Consider the following 15172-nt stretch of genomic DNA (forward strand, 5'->3'; position numbering starts at 1 on the left):
AAGCGACTGGCTGCGGCCTTGCGTCACCCAAACTTGATGGGGTCGAAGACAACCCCCTGCCCGCTTGCCAGGCTGCGTATACCGATTTCGAATTCACCGCTGAAAGCGCTGGAAACACGAACACTGGTTACACCTTGCTTATTGGTGAAACCCTGTGCCGGGTGGAACGTTGGCCTTTTTTCGGGATCTGTTCCTGCTTCCCAGGCCCAGTCCACCAGCATCTTGGCCCCAAGGTTTCCGAACTGGTCCACCATCTTGGCGAAAAGTGTGATTTCCTGACCAAGCGCCACGACCGACGTTGGCACCGGAGACATTTCCCCGGTCGGGAAAGTCATGCTGTTGGCGTCGGCGATGACGTTGAGGTTCACTGCCCACTTAGGCTCGAGCAGGCTCATGGAAAAATAAAGGCGGTCCGTGCCCAGGACTTTGCCCGGAACATACTCAGCCTTGAGGACTCCTTCGGTATCGGTGATACCCGAGCTGATGGTCCCTAGCTCGGAGTGCCAGACAACAGGGACACCTTTCAACGCTGCACCTTGGGCGTCGGTGAGCGTCATCGTAATGATCGCTTTCTCGTCTGGTTTACCAGCGAAGACTTCTGTAGGCGTTACGGTGCAAGTCATCCTGACCAACTGGTTCAGTTCACCCGGTATTTGCAAGACCGGCACACGCCTCTGGGTCTGACTGAGCAAAGCCAGTTCAGCCGCTTGCGCATAGGCCTCACTGGCTTCGATCGTCTCCGGCAAGGTACCGATCCGCAAAATGGTCCGGGCATCCATACCGGTCTGCATCGACAACTGGTAAACGCGCATCAGCAGATCCAGTTGTTCCAGGGTTTTCAACACTTGGGTTTGAGGATCGATATGGCGAACACATTCGCTGACTTCCTGCGCGCTCCAGGCAAAGAATTCAGCCAGTTTGATGGCCGCTGCTTGCTGCACCACGCGTAATGCATCGGTGCTGGGAGAGGATGGTAGCGAATGGACCTGACGCAGATAGTCCAGCAAGTTCTGCTCCGGCTGTTCGCTCAGACTGAACGCGCGGGTCAGCGTGGTCAGTGCATAAAGTATGCGCACCGAGAACTCATGTTTTTGACTGGAGTCGATTTTTTTTCGACGGCCAATCCAGGCTTCGTATCCATAACCCAGATAATCCCGGATCAATGCCGCACTCAAGCCCAGTGTCGAAACAACTTCAGCGCGCTGACGCACAACAGCCAGCAGCTCGAGTAACGGATCTGAAGGTTCGTCGCGCCTGCGCTCCGTCGCTGGCGATTCGAGGGCGGTGCGGTCATACACCTGGCGCAACAGTTGGTACACCGAAGCATCGACCCAGTTCAGCACCAGAATGGCCAATTCGCCCTCGATGCCGGCGTAGATTGCCAGCGACTCCCTGACCAGCGACACCTGAGCGTCTCTGGCCTGCAGAAGAACGGCGAGCATGATCCCGGCCAGGACGCTGACCTGGGTTTCCTCAATGTCCAGGCCGTTCCTGACGGCCCATTCGAGCTTCTCGCGGGCGAAGTCCAAATAATCTTCCGGCGTCAGGTCAGTGGCCAGTACCAGGCCATTGACGTCGACAACCGGCGCCAGCCCCTCACTGTCAATCGAGAGCAAATCCAGCCAGTCGTTTTCTCCGGCCGACGGAATACCGGCCACGAGAAAAGAATTATTGGATAACTGCGCGCTGGGCAGGAGGGTGCCGATCTTGTCGAATAACTGCTGATCCTGCTGGGAGGACTCGCTCAGACGCAGTGGTGCACTCACGTGTTGCAACATCCACAGCACCGATATGTTGCTTTGCTCGCACCATTGCACACAGGACTGCATGGCTTCGATCAAGCTCAGCACACCCGGACTGTCAGCCGTGTCTTCTTTACGGCTGTCCTCATCCACTATGCTGACAATACGCGGTTTGCCTGCCAGCCCGTTGAGCCAGGAATCATCCCCCTGCGAACTCAGCACTCGCAACATGAGTACGCCTTCGACCGGCGTGATATTCAACAGCCGGGGCAGTTTTACCAAACGGTAAAAACTGGAAATGACCGCCGAACTGCGTACCAGATTATCGGTAAGCTCATGTGCCTGGGCTATCGCCAGCGCCAGGTAGTGGTAGGTCTGAAGATCAATGTCCAAACCACTGCATAGCTGGCTGACCGTAAGATTGTCTTTTTCCGATATCGGTATCAGCGCAAACGTTGTGTCGTCGAGTTTCAGCGGCTCACGATAATTGCCCTGATTATTGAAGACCTGATCGAACTGCGACAGTGCATCACCGTGACTGTAGAGTGACAGTTCATCGAGAAACACGGCGAAATCCGCTATCGTGCAGTTGTAGCGTTCACGCAGTCGCTGAAACAGACCCAATGCATGGATCACGTCTACCGAAATCGCCCACTCCTCAGTCTTTTCGGCACCGCGCGCTACGGCCTTGATCGCTGCCACCAACAAGGCGTCAATCTGCTCAGAGGGCTGATTCAGCCATTTGTCCAGGCGTAACTTGCGGTTCAACCGGTCAAATACATTCAAGCCTTTTGGACTATTGGGATTAACGATTATCCGATGGAAGTTATTCCCTGACTGGTTGGTGAAGCCGATAGCAGGGTGGCTGTTTTCATTGATGTAAACCGAGCCGGATCGACCGCCTTCCGGGACGTCGGGCTCACTGGGGTATTTCACATTGGCCGAACGCCGCGGCGCGTAGTCACCGACCGAAAAAAGCCTGGTAACCTCCTCGGCCACAAGATTCGTACGTGCAGCCAAAAAAGATGCCTGATTGACATTCAGGTACTCAAGGTCTTCGGTGCCAAAGTTATCCCGATAGAACTGATACATATCTTCAGAGTTATAGTATTTTTCAGTCAGCAACCATTGCTGGTACGGGCCCAGCCGAGAGGCATGAGCCAGGGCGGCAGCGGCTAGCGTCGTCAGGGATCCGGAGTGCAAGAAGTTAGGGAAATTCACGTCTACGATGTTGGTAAAATCCCCCACCGATTTACCGTTGAAACCGGCAACCCCATCGACCGAGCTCCAATCCTGGTTGTACGGCAGACTGTTGGGATAGCGCGCTTTGATCAATGCCTGTTTAAGTGGAACAGTTGTGTTCGCGGTAATGAACGCCTGCAACACGCGAACGATAACGTCGACCGATGACTCCGGCGCGTTCACCGTTTTACTGTCGACCGTCAACGCCATCAGATCCGTGCGGCGCTCATGCAATGGCAGTTTGCGTTCGTCGTCACCAACGGATTCGATGAGATCGCGGATCAAGCTGTACAGGAAGACGAGATACGCCGCCGGCCCGAATATGGACTCCAAAGAATCCGGAGGGCATTTGGCTCTCAATTGCAGATCGAATAACCGCTCCAGTTGCGGTCCCGCTACGAGTGACATCAACCCGCTGGACGGTCCTGTCGAGCCGGCTTTGTCCCGATGCACGTCATGCTCGATATACCGGCGCCGCACATAAGTCGCCAGGCTGTTGGCCCGGCGCAAGAAACGCCGGGCCTCTTCCTGTTCAAGTCCGTACTCGCCGACCAGGAACGGAAGACCCCTTTCGACCAGAGGGAAAATCGATCCCCCCTCCGCTATGTAGGTCCAGAGCTTCCAAAGCCGGTTTTGCCTGGTGGGCGCTTGCTCACCAAACAGCTGAACGAACAACTGCGCGGCGGGACGGAGCGAATCAGCCATGATCACATTCCTTGAGTCGATAACAGGCCCGGGCTGCCTGACGGTTGTGTCAGGCGACCCAGCGTTCAATAAGGATTTAGCGCTTGAAAATGGCTATCGCCAACTGTCATAAATGACAGGTTTTATGACCACTCATCGGATTTTCAATCCAGTTTTATCTGCCGGCGCTGATTCAACTTCAAACCGTTGGCTGACAACCCAGTCAGACCCGATCGGATCGCTTTCACTTGGCAGCAGCCTGAAGCAACACCAGTTGCCACCCAGCGATAGCGCGTGCTCAGCCTGACCTTTCCAGTCAGGGTCGGCCTGAATCGACGCTACCCATATCTTGTCCGGGTTGAACGGGTCGACCAGAACACCGATGCCTTGACGGCCCTTGCCGGCAAACAGCACCGGGTTGCTAACCCTGCGTCCCGGCGCTGGTATCTCAATGGTGGGCTGATAAGTTGCCAGCTGAACCATGCGTTTCGCACTATCGGATTCAAACCCTTCGCAGGCCGCCACAACTTTCAGTTCATGATTGCCCTCGACTTGCCCAGGCTTCAGCGTTACCGACCACGTCCGGTTTTCCCGCACCTCGACACTTGCCTGGTCGCTACCCAGCGTCGCGGTCACGGTGTCGCCGTGCGTCGCGAAACCCGACACCTCGACCTCTAGGCCGACATGGTCAAGGGCAGTCGGGGTTTCGATAATCGCAGCCGCCGGCACGACTTTGTAACGCAGACGCTCATTGGGTTGAGAACGCTGCGCAATGCCATTGAGGACGAATGTCTGAAAGGCCCAGATGATTGTGATTCCCACAGGCAAACTCACTTCGGCTTCCCAGTCGCCTAACGCGTTCACCAGGATATCCGTCAGCAATGGCTCAGTAGCGCCTTGCAGCCAGACCTCCACCCGCGCGCCAGGTCGGCCAGTGCCAGCAATCTTCGAGGTGCGCGGCGCTTTCCCGCCAGGGATCGGCGTCGTGAATCGAGGCGGCGGCACCACCACCTTGAGTTCGTGCTCATCGCTGTTGGTCGACTCTTGCCCGTTGAGTATCTGTTGCGCGTGGAGGAAATAATGCCTCAGCTCCAGATCACGTAGTTCGATCGACCATTTGCCCTCCTTAAGCAATTCGAGCGGAGCACCCAACTCTCCTCCCATCTGGCTGTCATGCAATTGCATCACCGCGCCCTGCATGCCGTCATCACCTTCAATGATGACGTCGTACCCAACTTCTGAACCGGATACCGGCGCGACAATGCGCGGTTGCAATATGACTCTGTGGACAGTGAAGGTTTTCGAAGCCGGCTTTGAAGGGAGATCGAGGATTGTTTGCGTGACCTCCACGGTATGTTCGATATTCGCCTCGAACGGGGTTGGTCGCTGAAACGTCCAGATGGTGGCCGTCACAGTCGCCACATACGTCTCGGTATCGTCGCTGAACGTGATGCTCACCGTGGCGCCCGGCAAGCAAGTGCCGCTGAATTCAGGCTCCAGCCCTTCCTCGGAAGGATCATCCAGGCCTGGCGCCAGCGGTGGAATCGTGACGTACAGGATGAAAGGACATTGCGAGGAGTGGTCTCCCAGACGCTGGGTAATCAGCACTTGTCGTTTGTCGGTTGGCCCCCACTCCTCCAATGCTGGCGTCGACCATTGGCCGTTCACGACCCCTACACTTCGCGCAACCTCGTGTGTATCGGGATCTCTGAGCGAGACGGTAGCGCCTGAGTAACCTTCGCCGCTGAAGACGGGTCGATACTCCTTGCTGTAGCTCGCCTTGGTGATATTCGGCATGTCGTTGTGGACTTTGAAATCAAGAGCCAGCGATTCGATCCAGCCATTGGCGTTGTCGGCGATTTGTTGAATCACCGTCACATCGTGGCTGCCCAGAGGCAAGACAACCGGGGCCGTTTCCCACTCGCCTTGCCCATCGACGCGGGTGTTGGGAGGCAAAGGCAGCGAGCCGTTGCTGGCAGAGAACTGGATTTCGGTCGAGAGGCTTTGATCGAAATGGCCGCGGCCGGAGAACTTCAAGCTTGTATCCGGGAAAAAGGTGACCTCAGGTTTTTCCAGTTTGGGAGGGCGGATTCGGAACGAGCGGGTTGCGCTTCTCCCGGACGGTTTATCGTTCAATACCTGAATTGCGACAAGTGAAGCCGGTCCAGGCTCGAGCGTCACAGACAAGCACCAATCAGTCGCCGTGACGGCAGTCTCACCCAGTTTTTCCAACGTCAAATCTTTATAGATATAAAGAATTGCGCCCACGACGCCGTCGATACCTGACAGTAAGAAATGACACTCCTGCAACTCAATGACCGGGAAAGTGATTATCGGCTTGCGAATGCCCGGCGCGTAGGTTTCGGGGTCAGATTTATCGGAGAGGAATGCTTTATCGTCGATGAAAAAACGACTCCATGCTACGTATACATATTCCCGCTCTTGGGGTTCAAACCCTTCGAGCCACTCGGGAGTCCACTTGCCATCAGTGCCCACAACAGCAGTCCCGAACGCGCCCTGTCCATCCGAATCCTGGCCGTGTAACAGTATGCTGGTACCCCATACGCCGGTTCCGTTAACCTCGACTCCCGTACCTTCTTGAGGAGCAATCCTTGGCGGAGGCTGAGTAGCAGTGAAGTAATTCGTCACCTCAAAAATTGAGCTGCGCGCCGTAACCCGGTTTTTGCCAGTGGGCATGAAGTGTGGCAGGGTAAAACTCCAGACCCCGCCCTTGGCAGACACCTCGAAATTCAGAGTAACAAGAGGCCCAATGATTTGGATGTAAACCGTCTCATTGTTGATCAGCCCCCTACCTGAAATGGTATTGCTTCTGAAATCAATCTCCGATCCGTCCGCTGGCTCATCAATAATTAAAGTGGCTGCCTGAGGAGCATGGTGGGTATCGTCGTTCATGCATCACCTTCGGATACAGTGACAAAGAAAGACAGAAAGCCACAGCAGTCGGATTATTCCTACCTGTAAAATCTGACAGTCCCGACGAACGGTAGCACCTTGCAAAAAGCAAACCGGCAGCGAACGATCAGTCGATCAAAAGTGCGCCGTTGCTAGAGAAAAAGCCGGAATAACGAGGGGGTAATTGACCCAACCTGACCGTCAATTTCGGTGTGTGGGTAAGAACGCTTTCGCGGGCAAGCCCGCTCCCACAGGCTTTGTGTACGCCACAGATCGCAGGTGAGAACGAACCTGCTCGCAAAGCTTTTAGCGGTTTTGAATCAGGCCGAAGCCGGCATCGGCTGAAAACTGAAGTACTGCTGCAACGCCTGCACCAGTTGGCCGAATTCCGGCGGGGGGCGCTGCACGATGAAGCCGGCGTCGTAATGCAGCGGCGTGGCGTCTTCATGGCACCACACGCAACACGCGGTGAAGTCGATGACTTGCTGGCAGCCATCGCTGGCGGGGATTTTCAGGCGTAACTGGAAGTCCACCCCGATCATCATCGGCAACTGGCTGATCAGCATCAGCCCGTCTGCGGAGACATTGCCGAGAAAACCGATGGGCTTGTCGGTAACGCTGTTGAACACTCTGAGGAAGTACGGCAACTGGTGCCGTTCGATCCGGCGGTCGGTAAACATGCGCAGTTCGCCATGCAAGGCTCCATGACAGAGCCGCACCTTTGCTTCGGAACGTGCCTGTGTCGCGGGCCCGCTCTCCCCGCTTCCGGTGTGACGGTCACCAAGTCGCCGTCACCTGACCACTTGCCAGTCGCAGGTGTTGCTCCGGGTTTACAGATTCAGCTCCAAACCCGGGTTACTCGACTATAGCTCAGCCTGTACAAGCGGCCAGATTTTGTATGACAACTGTCATCAGAAACGAGTCGGGCGCACCACCGCAGCGGCGCTGCGCGTCGGGTAGTGGCCCAGGCTCTGCAAGGTTTCCAGACGCGCGCGGGCGCGGTAGGCGTATTCGCTGTTGGGGTACGAGGCGATGATGAACTGGTAGGTCTGCGCCGCGTCGACAAACATTTTCTGCCGTTCCAGGCACTGGCCGCGCATCATCGACACTTCCGGCCATACATACGGGCGGGCACGGCTGGCGCGTTCGACCTTGGACAGCTCGAGCATGACCTGCTCGCAATTGCCGCGATCATAGGCGCTGTAGGCGTTGTTCAAATGATGGTTCATCGACCAACGGGTGCAGCCCGTCACGGCGAGGACGCTGAGGGCAAGGGCGGCAATGGGTACGAATCGCATGAGGGTTCTCCTGTCTTGTGCTCTTTATCGACCCTTGCCGAGAAATCTTCAGAAGTGTTTGCGCCAATCGTCGTGTTCAATAAAGAAAACAATAAGTAGTGCATTCGAACAATGACTACACCCCAAGAGCATAGTAGCCTTCGCTAGCGCTTGAACTCAGGAGTCTTTGCATGTCCGTCCGTCGTACCAAAATCGTCGCTACCCTTGGCCCGGCCAGTAACTCGCCGGAAGTTCTCGAACAGCTGATTCTGGCTGGTCTGGACGTTGCCCGTCTGAACTTCTCCCACGGCACCCCCGACGAGCACAAGGCTCGCGCGAAGCTGGTGCGTGACCTCGCTGCCAAACACGGCCGCTTCGTCGCCCTGCTCGGTGACCTGCAAGGCCCGAAAATCCGTATCGCCAAATTCGCCAACAAGAAGATCGAGCTGAAGATCGGTGACCAGTTCACCTTCTCCACCAGCCATCCGTTGACCGAAGGCAACCAGCAAGTGGTCGGCATCGACTACCCGGACCTGGTCAAGGACTGCGGCGTGGGCGACGAGCTGCTGCTCGACGACGGCCGCGTGGTAATGCGCGTGGATACCGCCACCGCCACCGAACTGCATTGCACCGTGACCATCGGCGGCCCGCTGTCCGACCACAAAGGCATCAACCGTCGCGGTGGCGGCCTGACCGCACCGGCCCTGACTGAAAAAGACAAGGCCGACATCAAGCTCGCCGCCGAAATGGAAGTCGACTACCTCGCGGTGTCCTTCCCGCGTGACGCTGCCGACATGGAATACGCCCGTCAACTGCGCGACGAAGCCGGCGGCACCGCCTGGCTGGTAGCGAAGATCGAACGCGCTGAAGCCGTGGCCGACGACGAAACCCTCGATGGCCTGATCAAGGCTTCCGACGCGGTGATGGTTGCCCGTGGTGACTTGGGTGTGGAAATCGGCGACGCCGAGCTGGTGGGCATTCAGAAGAAAATCATTCTGCACGCACGCCGCCACAACAAGGCGGTGATCGTCGCGACCCAGATGATGGAGTCGATGATCCAGAACCCGATGCCGACCCGCGCCGAAGTGTCCGACGTGGCCAACGCCGTGCTCGACTACACCGACGCCGTGATGCTGTCTGCTGAATCCGCTGCCGGTCTGTACCCGCTGGAAGCGGTTCAAGCGATGGCGCGCATCTGCGTCGGCGCTGAAAAGCACCCGACCGGTAAAACCTCCAGCCACCGTATCGGCAAGGAATTCACCCGCTGCGACGAAAGCATCGCGCTGGCGACCATGTACACCGCCAACCACTTCCCGGGCGTCAAAGCGATCATCGCCCTGACCGAAAGTGGCTACACCCCGCTGATCATGTCGCGCATCCGTTCTTCGGTGCCGATCTATGCGTTCTCGCCGCACCGTGAAACTCAGGCGCGCGCAGCCATGTTCCGGGGCGTGTACACCGTACCGTTCGACCCGGCTTCGCTGGAACCGCACGAAGTCAGCCAGAAAGCGATCGACGAACTGGTCAAGCGCGGCGTTGTGGAAAAAGGCGACTGGGTCATCCTGACCAAGGGCGACAGCTACCACACCACCGGCGGCACCAACGGCATGAAGATCCTGCACGTGGGTGATCCGCAGGTCTGAGTGACGCGCTGAAAAACAAGAGCCCCGGCATGTGAGTGCCGGGGCTTTTTGTTGTCTGATCCAGGAGATGTGTCGACTGATCCGACGCCATCGCGAGCAGGCTCACTCCTACAGGGGTACGCATTTCAAATGTAGGAGTGAGCTTGCTCGCGATGGCGTCAATCCATACAACAAATATCTCAATGCCGTTTGATAAAACCGGTCAACGCCGCCATTGCTTCTGGCGAGCGCAGTCTTTGAGTGAACAATGCGCCCTCCTCCTCGATCACCTTACGAATCAACTCGCGATCCGGGGCTTTCATCAATTGCTTGCTGATACGAACAGCTTCCGCCGGCAACTCTTCAAAACGCAATGCCACTTCCCGTGCCTTGCGCAACGCCGCATCACCACTGCCCAACGCCTCGGTGGCAATCCCCCACTGCGCAGCCTGTTCACCGCTAAAGCCTTCGCCCAACAACAGAAGCTCCGCCGCTTTGGCCTGCCCAAGCAAACGCGGCAGGATCAGGCTGGAGCCGAATTCCGGACACAATCCAAGATTGACGAACGGCATGCGCAATCGCGCATCACGGCTGACATAGACCAGATCGCAATGCAGCAACAACGTGGTGCCAATGCCCACCGCCGCGCCGGCCACAGCAGCTATTACCGGCTTGCGGCATTCGAGCAGGTTGAGCATGAAGTGAAACACCGGGCTGTCGAGGTCGCTCGGCGGTTGCTGGATAAAGTCAGCGATGTCGTTGCCGGCGGTGAAGCACTCGGCGCTGCCGGTGATCAGCACGGCGTTGATCTCAGGATCGCCATCGGCCTGCTTCAGCGCTTCGGCGAGGCGGCTGTACATGGCGCGGGTCAGGGCGTTTTTCTTGTCCGGGCGGTTGAGGCGCAGGGTCAGCAAACCGCGTTCGCGTTCCAGCAGGATGGCATCAGTCATGGCGTGTCTCGCGTCTGAAAATTCAGCGCTCAACCACGGCTCAAAAATACGTCGGCCAGCAGTTGGTTGCGCGGCAATCCGGCCAGGTACAGACGTCGGGCGAAGGCGTCGACGCTGGCCGTCGAGCCGCAGACTAAGGCCAGGGTTTGCCGGGAAACAAGGCGCAGTTGCGCCAAAGCGGCGGCTGACTCGGCCGCTGTCCACAGCTCGACAGTGAGGTTTTCCCGTTGTGCGGCCAGTGCGGCAAGGGGTTTGGCCAAATAGTGCTCGCGATCGTCATGAGCCACGTGAATGACGCGGATCGCGCCTTGGTGATCCTGACGCAAGGCTTCGCGCAGCACGCCGAACAACGGGCCTAGACCGGTACCGGCGGCCAGCAGCCATAGCGGCCGGTTGTGCCAGTCCGGGTCGTAATGCAAGGCGCCGCCACGCAGTTCACCGAGGCGGATAGAGTCGCCGATCTGCAAGCGCCGCGCGGCGTCGCTGAACTCGCCGGGCTGGCGGCAATCGAGGTGGAATTCGAGAAAACGATCTTCTTCCGGCAGGCTCGCCAGCGAATACGGCCGGGCGATGTGATCGATCCACAGCACCAGATGTTGCCCGGCGCTGTAGCGCAACGGCCGCTGCGGGGTCAGACGCAAGCGCAGGACGCTGTCGCTGAGCCAGTCCAGCGCCTCGACCACTGCCGGGCGACCGTCGGTGATCGGGTCGAAAGTGTGCACCTGCAAGTCTTCGACAACCTGACACTGACAGGCCAGACGCCAGCCTTGCTGACGCTGTTCGGCGCTCAAGGCGTCCGGGCGATTGTCGGCGGGCAGGCCCTGCACGCATTGCACCAGACAGGCATGGCAACTGCCGGCGCGGCAACTGTAAGGCACGGCCACGCCATTCTGATTGAGGGCATCGAGCAGGTTGCTGCCCGCTGCCACTGACCATTGTCGCTCACCGACGCGAAGTTCAGGCATCAACGTTCTCCCACGCGGCCGCACACCGATTGCGCCCGTCACGCTTGGCCCGATACAGCGCCTGATCGGCGCGCTGCAAGGCGTCGTCCAGATCATCGCCCAATGCCAGCAGGGTCATGCCGGCCGAGAGACTGAGATTGCGCACATTCAGGCCGACCAGTTCAACGTCGGTGAAGGCGATGCGCAGACGCTCACAGCACGCGGTCAGCCGTTCGGCATCGCAATCGGGCAACAGCACGACGAATTCCTCACCACCATAACGCGCCAGTACATCGCCGTCGCGCAGACACGCCTGAGCGACGCCGGCGAAGGCCTGCAACACCTGATCGCCGGCGGCGTGGCCGTGCAGGTCATTGATGCGTTTGAAGTGGTCGAGGTCGATCAGTGCCAGACCGTGCACGACATCCTCGTCCATTTCATTCAGCTCTCGCGTGGCCAGGCGCAGAAAATGTCGACGATTGAACAGTCCGGTCAATTCATCGGTGGCGACCAGATCTTCGAGCTGACGCATCATCCCGCGCAGGGTGTCCTGATGCGCCTGCAAGGCAAACCGGCGCTGGCGCTGGCGTTGTCGCGACACCTGGACGAAGCGTGCGTAAAGCACCAGCCACGCCAGCACCATCGCCAGAATGCACACCTGCAAGGCTGCGAGCGCTGGCTCGCGCAAGCGGAAGTGGTAACCGTCCCACAGCGTGATTGCACAGAAACTGAAGAACACCAGCAAAGCACAGCGGATGAACGCCCGTCGACTGAGATGGAACAGACCGAACAGCAGGATCAGCACGTAGAAAACCAGAAAGGCGCCACGGGCTTCATCCAGATGGGCGATCAGCCAGGTCTGCCAGCCGAGGCCGATCAGCACCTGTGCTTCGGTCAGGCTGGGGTCGGCAAAGCGCAGGTTGCGCCCGCTCCAGAACAGCGCGAACAGCACCGACTGACTGATCACCACCAGCGCACTGCCGATGGCCACCGAGCTGACAGGCTGGGCGTAATGTCCGGTGAAAAACGCCAGCCACAGCAGCAGCAAAGCCAATCCATAGGTGGCCGCAGCGAGGGCAAAGCGTTTGAGCAAAAGACGTTGAATGGCGTTATGGGTCAATCGTTGACTCACCGTGCGATAAGAGGCTGACCGAGTGTCCTACTCTACAGACCGGCTGCCACTTTAGAGGCGTAGTCGATAAATGACCACCGATTTTCGGGCTCGAAATTTGACGTCAAAAGTGTGGCCTGCGTATACCGCCAAAAGCCCCTCACCCTAGCCCTCTCCCGGAGGGAGAGGGGACTGACCGAGTTGTTTGTTCGAGATACGCCGACCTGAAATACCGAGTTGAACTCAAGTTTGAACTACATGAAGATCGGCTCCCTTTCCCGAGTCGAACTCAAGTCTGAACAGCACGAAGATCAGCTCCCTTTCCCGAGTCGAACTCAAGTCTGAACAGCACGAAGATCAGCTCCCTTTACTGAGCCGAACTCAGGTCTGAACAGCACGAAGATCAGCTCCCTTTCCCGAGTCGAACTCAAGTCTGAACAGCACGAAGATCAGCTCCCTTTCCCGAGCTGAACTCAGGTCTGAACAGCACGAAGATCAGCTCCATTTCCCGAGTCGAACTCAGGTCTGAACAGCACGAAGATCAGCTCCCTTTCCCGAGTCGAACTCAGGTCTGAACAGCACGAAGATCAGCTCCCTTTCCCGAGTCGAACTCAGGTCTGAGCAGCACGAAGATCGGCTCCCTTTCCCCCTCGCCCCCTTGGGGGAGAGGGCTGGGGTGAGGGGGTGGCTGTTGAAGTGCAAACCCTCTGTCCGATATTCGCCCACCCATGCGACCAACGAATGACTGCCGGCGCGTGTACGCCCCATCCAGGCGCGGTATACTGCCGCGCCTTTTTAGCGTCGCGCCAGCAGCCCCGGCGTGCCCGGCCCCAAGGGCCAGCTTCAAGTTGCAAGCTTCAAGCCGCAAGCTCAAGCAGTCCGCGTACTGCTCCAACTTGCCGCTGAAAGCTTGAAGCTTGTAGCTGCCCCATAGAATGTTCCCGTCTTTTAGAGGAGCGCGACTCATGACCGTGATCAAGCAAGACGACCTGATTCAGAGCGTTGCCGACGCCCTGCAGTTCATTTCCTATTACCACCCCGTGGATTTCATCCAGGCGATGCACGAAGCCTACCTGCGCGAAGAATCGCCAGCGGCCCGTGACTCGATGGCGCAGATCCTGATCAACTCGCGCATGTGCGCCACCGGCCACCGCCCGATCTGCCAGGACACCGGTATCGTTACCGTGTTCGTGCGCGTCGGCATGGACGTGCGTTGGGATGGCGCCACCATGGGCCTGGACGACATGATCAACGAAGGCGTGCGTCGCGCCTACAACCTGCCGGAAAACGTCCTGCGTGCCTCGATCCTCGCCGACCCGGCGGGTGCTCGGAAAAACACCAAGGACAACACCCCTGCCGTGATTCACTACTCCATCGTCCCGGGCAACACCGTGGAAGTGGACGTGGCGGCCAAGGGCGGTGGTTCCGAGAACAAGTCGAAAATGGCCATGCTCAACCCGTCCGACTCGATCGTCGACTGGGTACTCAAGACCGTTCCGACCATGGGCGCCGGCTGGTGCCCACCGGGCATGCTCGGCATTGGCATCGGCGGCACCGCCGAAAAAGCCGCGGTCATGGCCAAGGAAGTGTTGATGGAATCCATCGACATTCACGAGCTGAAGGCCCGTGGTCCACAGAACCGCATCGAAGAAATGCGTCTGGAGCTGTTCGAGAAGGTCAACCAGTTGGGCATTGGCGCCCAGGGCCTCGGTGGCCTGACCACCGTGCTCGACGTGAAAATCATGGACTACCCGACCCACGCAGCCTCGCTGCCGGTGTGCATGATCCCCAACTGCGCCGCCACCCGTCACGCACACTTCGTGCTCGACGGTTCCGGCCCGGCCTCGCTGGAAGCGCCACCGCTGGACGCCTACCCGGAAATCGTCTGGGAAGCCGGCCCGTCGGCTCGCCGCGTCAACCTCGACACCCTGACCCCGGAAGATGTGCAGAGCTGGAAGCCGGGCGAAACCGTCCTGCTCAACGGCAAAATGCTCACCGGTCGCGACGCCGCGCACAAGCGCATGGTCGAGATGCTCAACAAAGGTGAAACCCTGCCGGTCGATCTGAAAGGTCGCTTCATCTACTACGTCGGCCCGGTTGATCCGGTCGGTGACGAAGTGGTTGGCCCGGCTGGCCCGACCACCGCGACGCGGATGGACAAGTTCACCCGGCAGATCCTCGAGCAGACCGGCCTGTTGGGCATGATCGGCAAATCCGAGCGCGGCCCGACTGCGATCGAAGCGATCAAGGACAACAAAGCCGTATACCTGATGGCTGTCGGCGGCGCTGCTTACCTGGTGGCTCAGGCGATCAAGAAGTCGAAAGTGCTGGCGTTCGCCGAACTGGGCATGGAAGCGATCTACGAGTTCGAGGTCAAGGACATGCCGGTCACCGTTGCGGTGGACAGCAAAGGTGAGTCGGTGCACATCACCGGTCCGGCGATCTGGCAACAGAAGATCAGCGAAAGCCTGGCGGTAGAAGTGCAGTAAGCATTTCGCTCTCATAAAAACGGCCGGTTCATCTGCAACGATGAACCGGCCGTTTTTGTTTGTGCGAACCGATCGCGATAAAAAATCTGCCAAAGCACACAAAATGATCTTGCGCACCTGTCAGATCTGACAGGTTCAATTTCAGCCTGTTCTTGTTAGCGTCAATCCATACACGCCCACGTCAAGCGCGATGGATTT

The 15172-nt window shown here is 58.3% G+C and carries 9 protein-coding genes; 2 read left to right on the top strand and 7 right to left on the bottom strand.

All coding sequences use genetic code 11. From position 1 onward, the window contains the following. Positions 1-23: 23 nt before the first annotated feature. The 4 genes from AC5SEM_RS19345 to AC5SEM_RS19360 all read right to left on the bottom strand — a co-directional run bounded on the left by AC5SEM_RS19345 (position 24) and on the right by AC5SEM_RS19360 (position 7879). Positions 24-3689 carry a Tc toxin subunit A gene (locus tag AC5SEM_RS19345; protein ID WP_495471057.1) on the bottom strand — a complete coding sequence of 1222 codons (3666 nt, stop codon included), beginning with the start codon at positions 3687-3689 and terminating at the stop codon, positions 24-26. Positions 3690-3821: 132 nt separating this feature from the next. After that, positions 3822-6581 carry an Ig-like domain-containing protein gene (locus AC5SEM_RS19350; protein WP_495471058.1) on the bottom strand — a complete coding sequence of 920 codons (2760 nt, stop codon included), beginning with the start codon at positions 6579-6581 and terminating at the stop codon, positions 3822-3824. 320 nt (positions 6582-6901) lie between these two features. Then, positions 6902-7261 (bottom strand): PilZ domain-containing protein, encoded by a 360-nt coding sequence (locus AC5SEM_RS19355; protein WP_454562907.1) that lies wholly within the window; start codon positions 7259-7261, stop codon positions 6902-6904. Positions 7262-7492: 231 nt separating this feature from the next. Beyond that, positions 7493-7879 (bottom strand): tetratricopeptide repeat protein, encoded by a 387-nt coding sequence (locus AC5SEM_RS19360; protein WP_007951249.1) that lies wholly within the window; start codon positions 7877-7879, stop codon positions 7493-7495. A 170-nt stretch (positions 7880-8049) separates the two neighbouring features. On the opposite strand from AC5SEM_RS19360, the gene pyk reads away from it, so the two are divergent. Further along, positions 8050-9501 carry a pyruvate kinase gene (gene pyk / locus AC5SEM_RS19365; protein WP_077574310.1) on the top strand — a complete coding sequence of 484 codons (1452 nt, stop codon included), beginning with the start codon at positions 8050-8052 and terminating at the stop codon, positions 9499-9501. A 179-nt stretch (positions 9502-9680) separates the two neighbouring features. On the opposite strand, the gene AC5SEM_RS19370 is transcribed toward pyk, so the two are convergent. From AC5SEM_RS19370 to AC5SEM_RS19380, 3 genes are read right to left on the bottom strand one after another with little or no spacing between them, the layout of a single operon-like run. After that, a complete protein-coding gene (locus tag AC5SEM_RS19370) occupies positions 9681-10430 on the bottom strand; it encodes an enoyl-CoA hydratase-related protein (protein WP_495471059.1) in 750 nt (249 codons plus the stop codon). A 29-nt stretch (positions 10431-10459) separates the two neighbouring features. Next, positions 10460-11395, bottom strand: coding sequence for an iron-sulfur-binding ferredoxin reductase (locus AC5SEM_RS19375; protein ID WP_495471060.1), 936 nt, complete (start codon positions 11393-11395; stop codon positions 10460-10462). Next, positions 11388-12494 carry a GGDEF domain-containing protein gene (locus AC5SEM_RS19380; protein WP_077574313.1) on the bottom strand — a complete coding sequence of 369 codons (1107 nt, stop codon included), beginning with the start codon at positions 12492-12494 and terminating at the stop codon, positions 11388-11390. Before AC5SEM_RS19380 ends, AC5SEM_RS19375 begins: the two co-directional genes overlap by 8 nt. 956 nt (positions 12495-13450) lie before the next feature. On the opposite strand from AC5SEM_RS19380, the gene AC5SEM_RS19385 reads away from it, so the two are divergent. Then, on the top strand, positions 13451-14974 hold the full coding sequence (locus AC5SEM_RS19385; RefSeq protein ID WP_007916251.1) for a fumarate hydratase: 1524 nt from the start codon (positions 13451-13453) through the stop codon (positions 14972-14974). Positions 14975-15172: the final 198 nt, after the last annotated feature.

Source organism: Pseudomonas sp. CH61, from assembly GCF_059429415.1.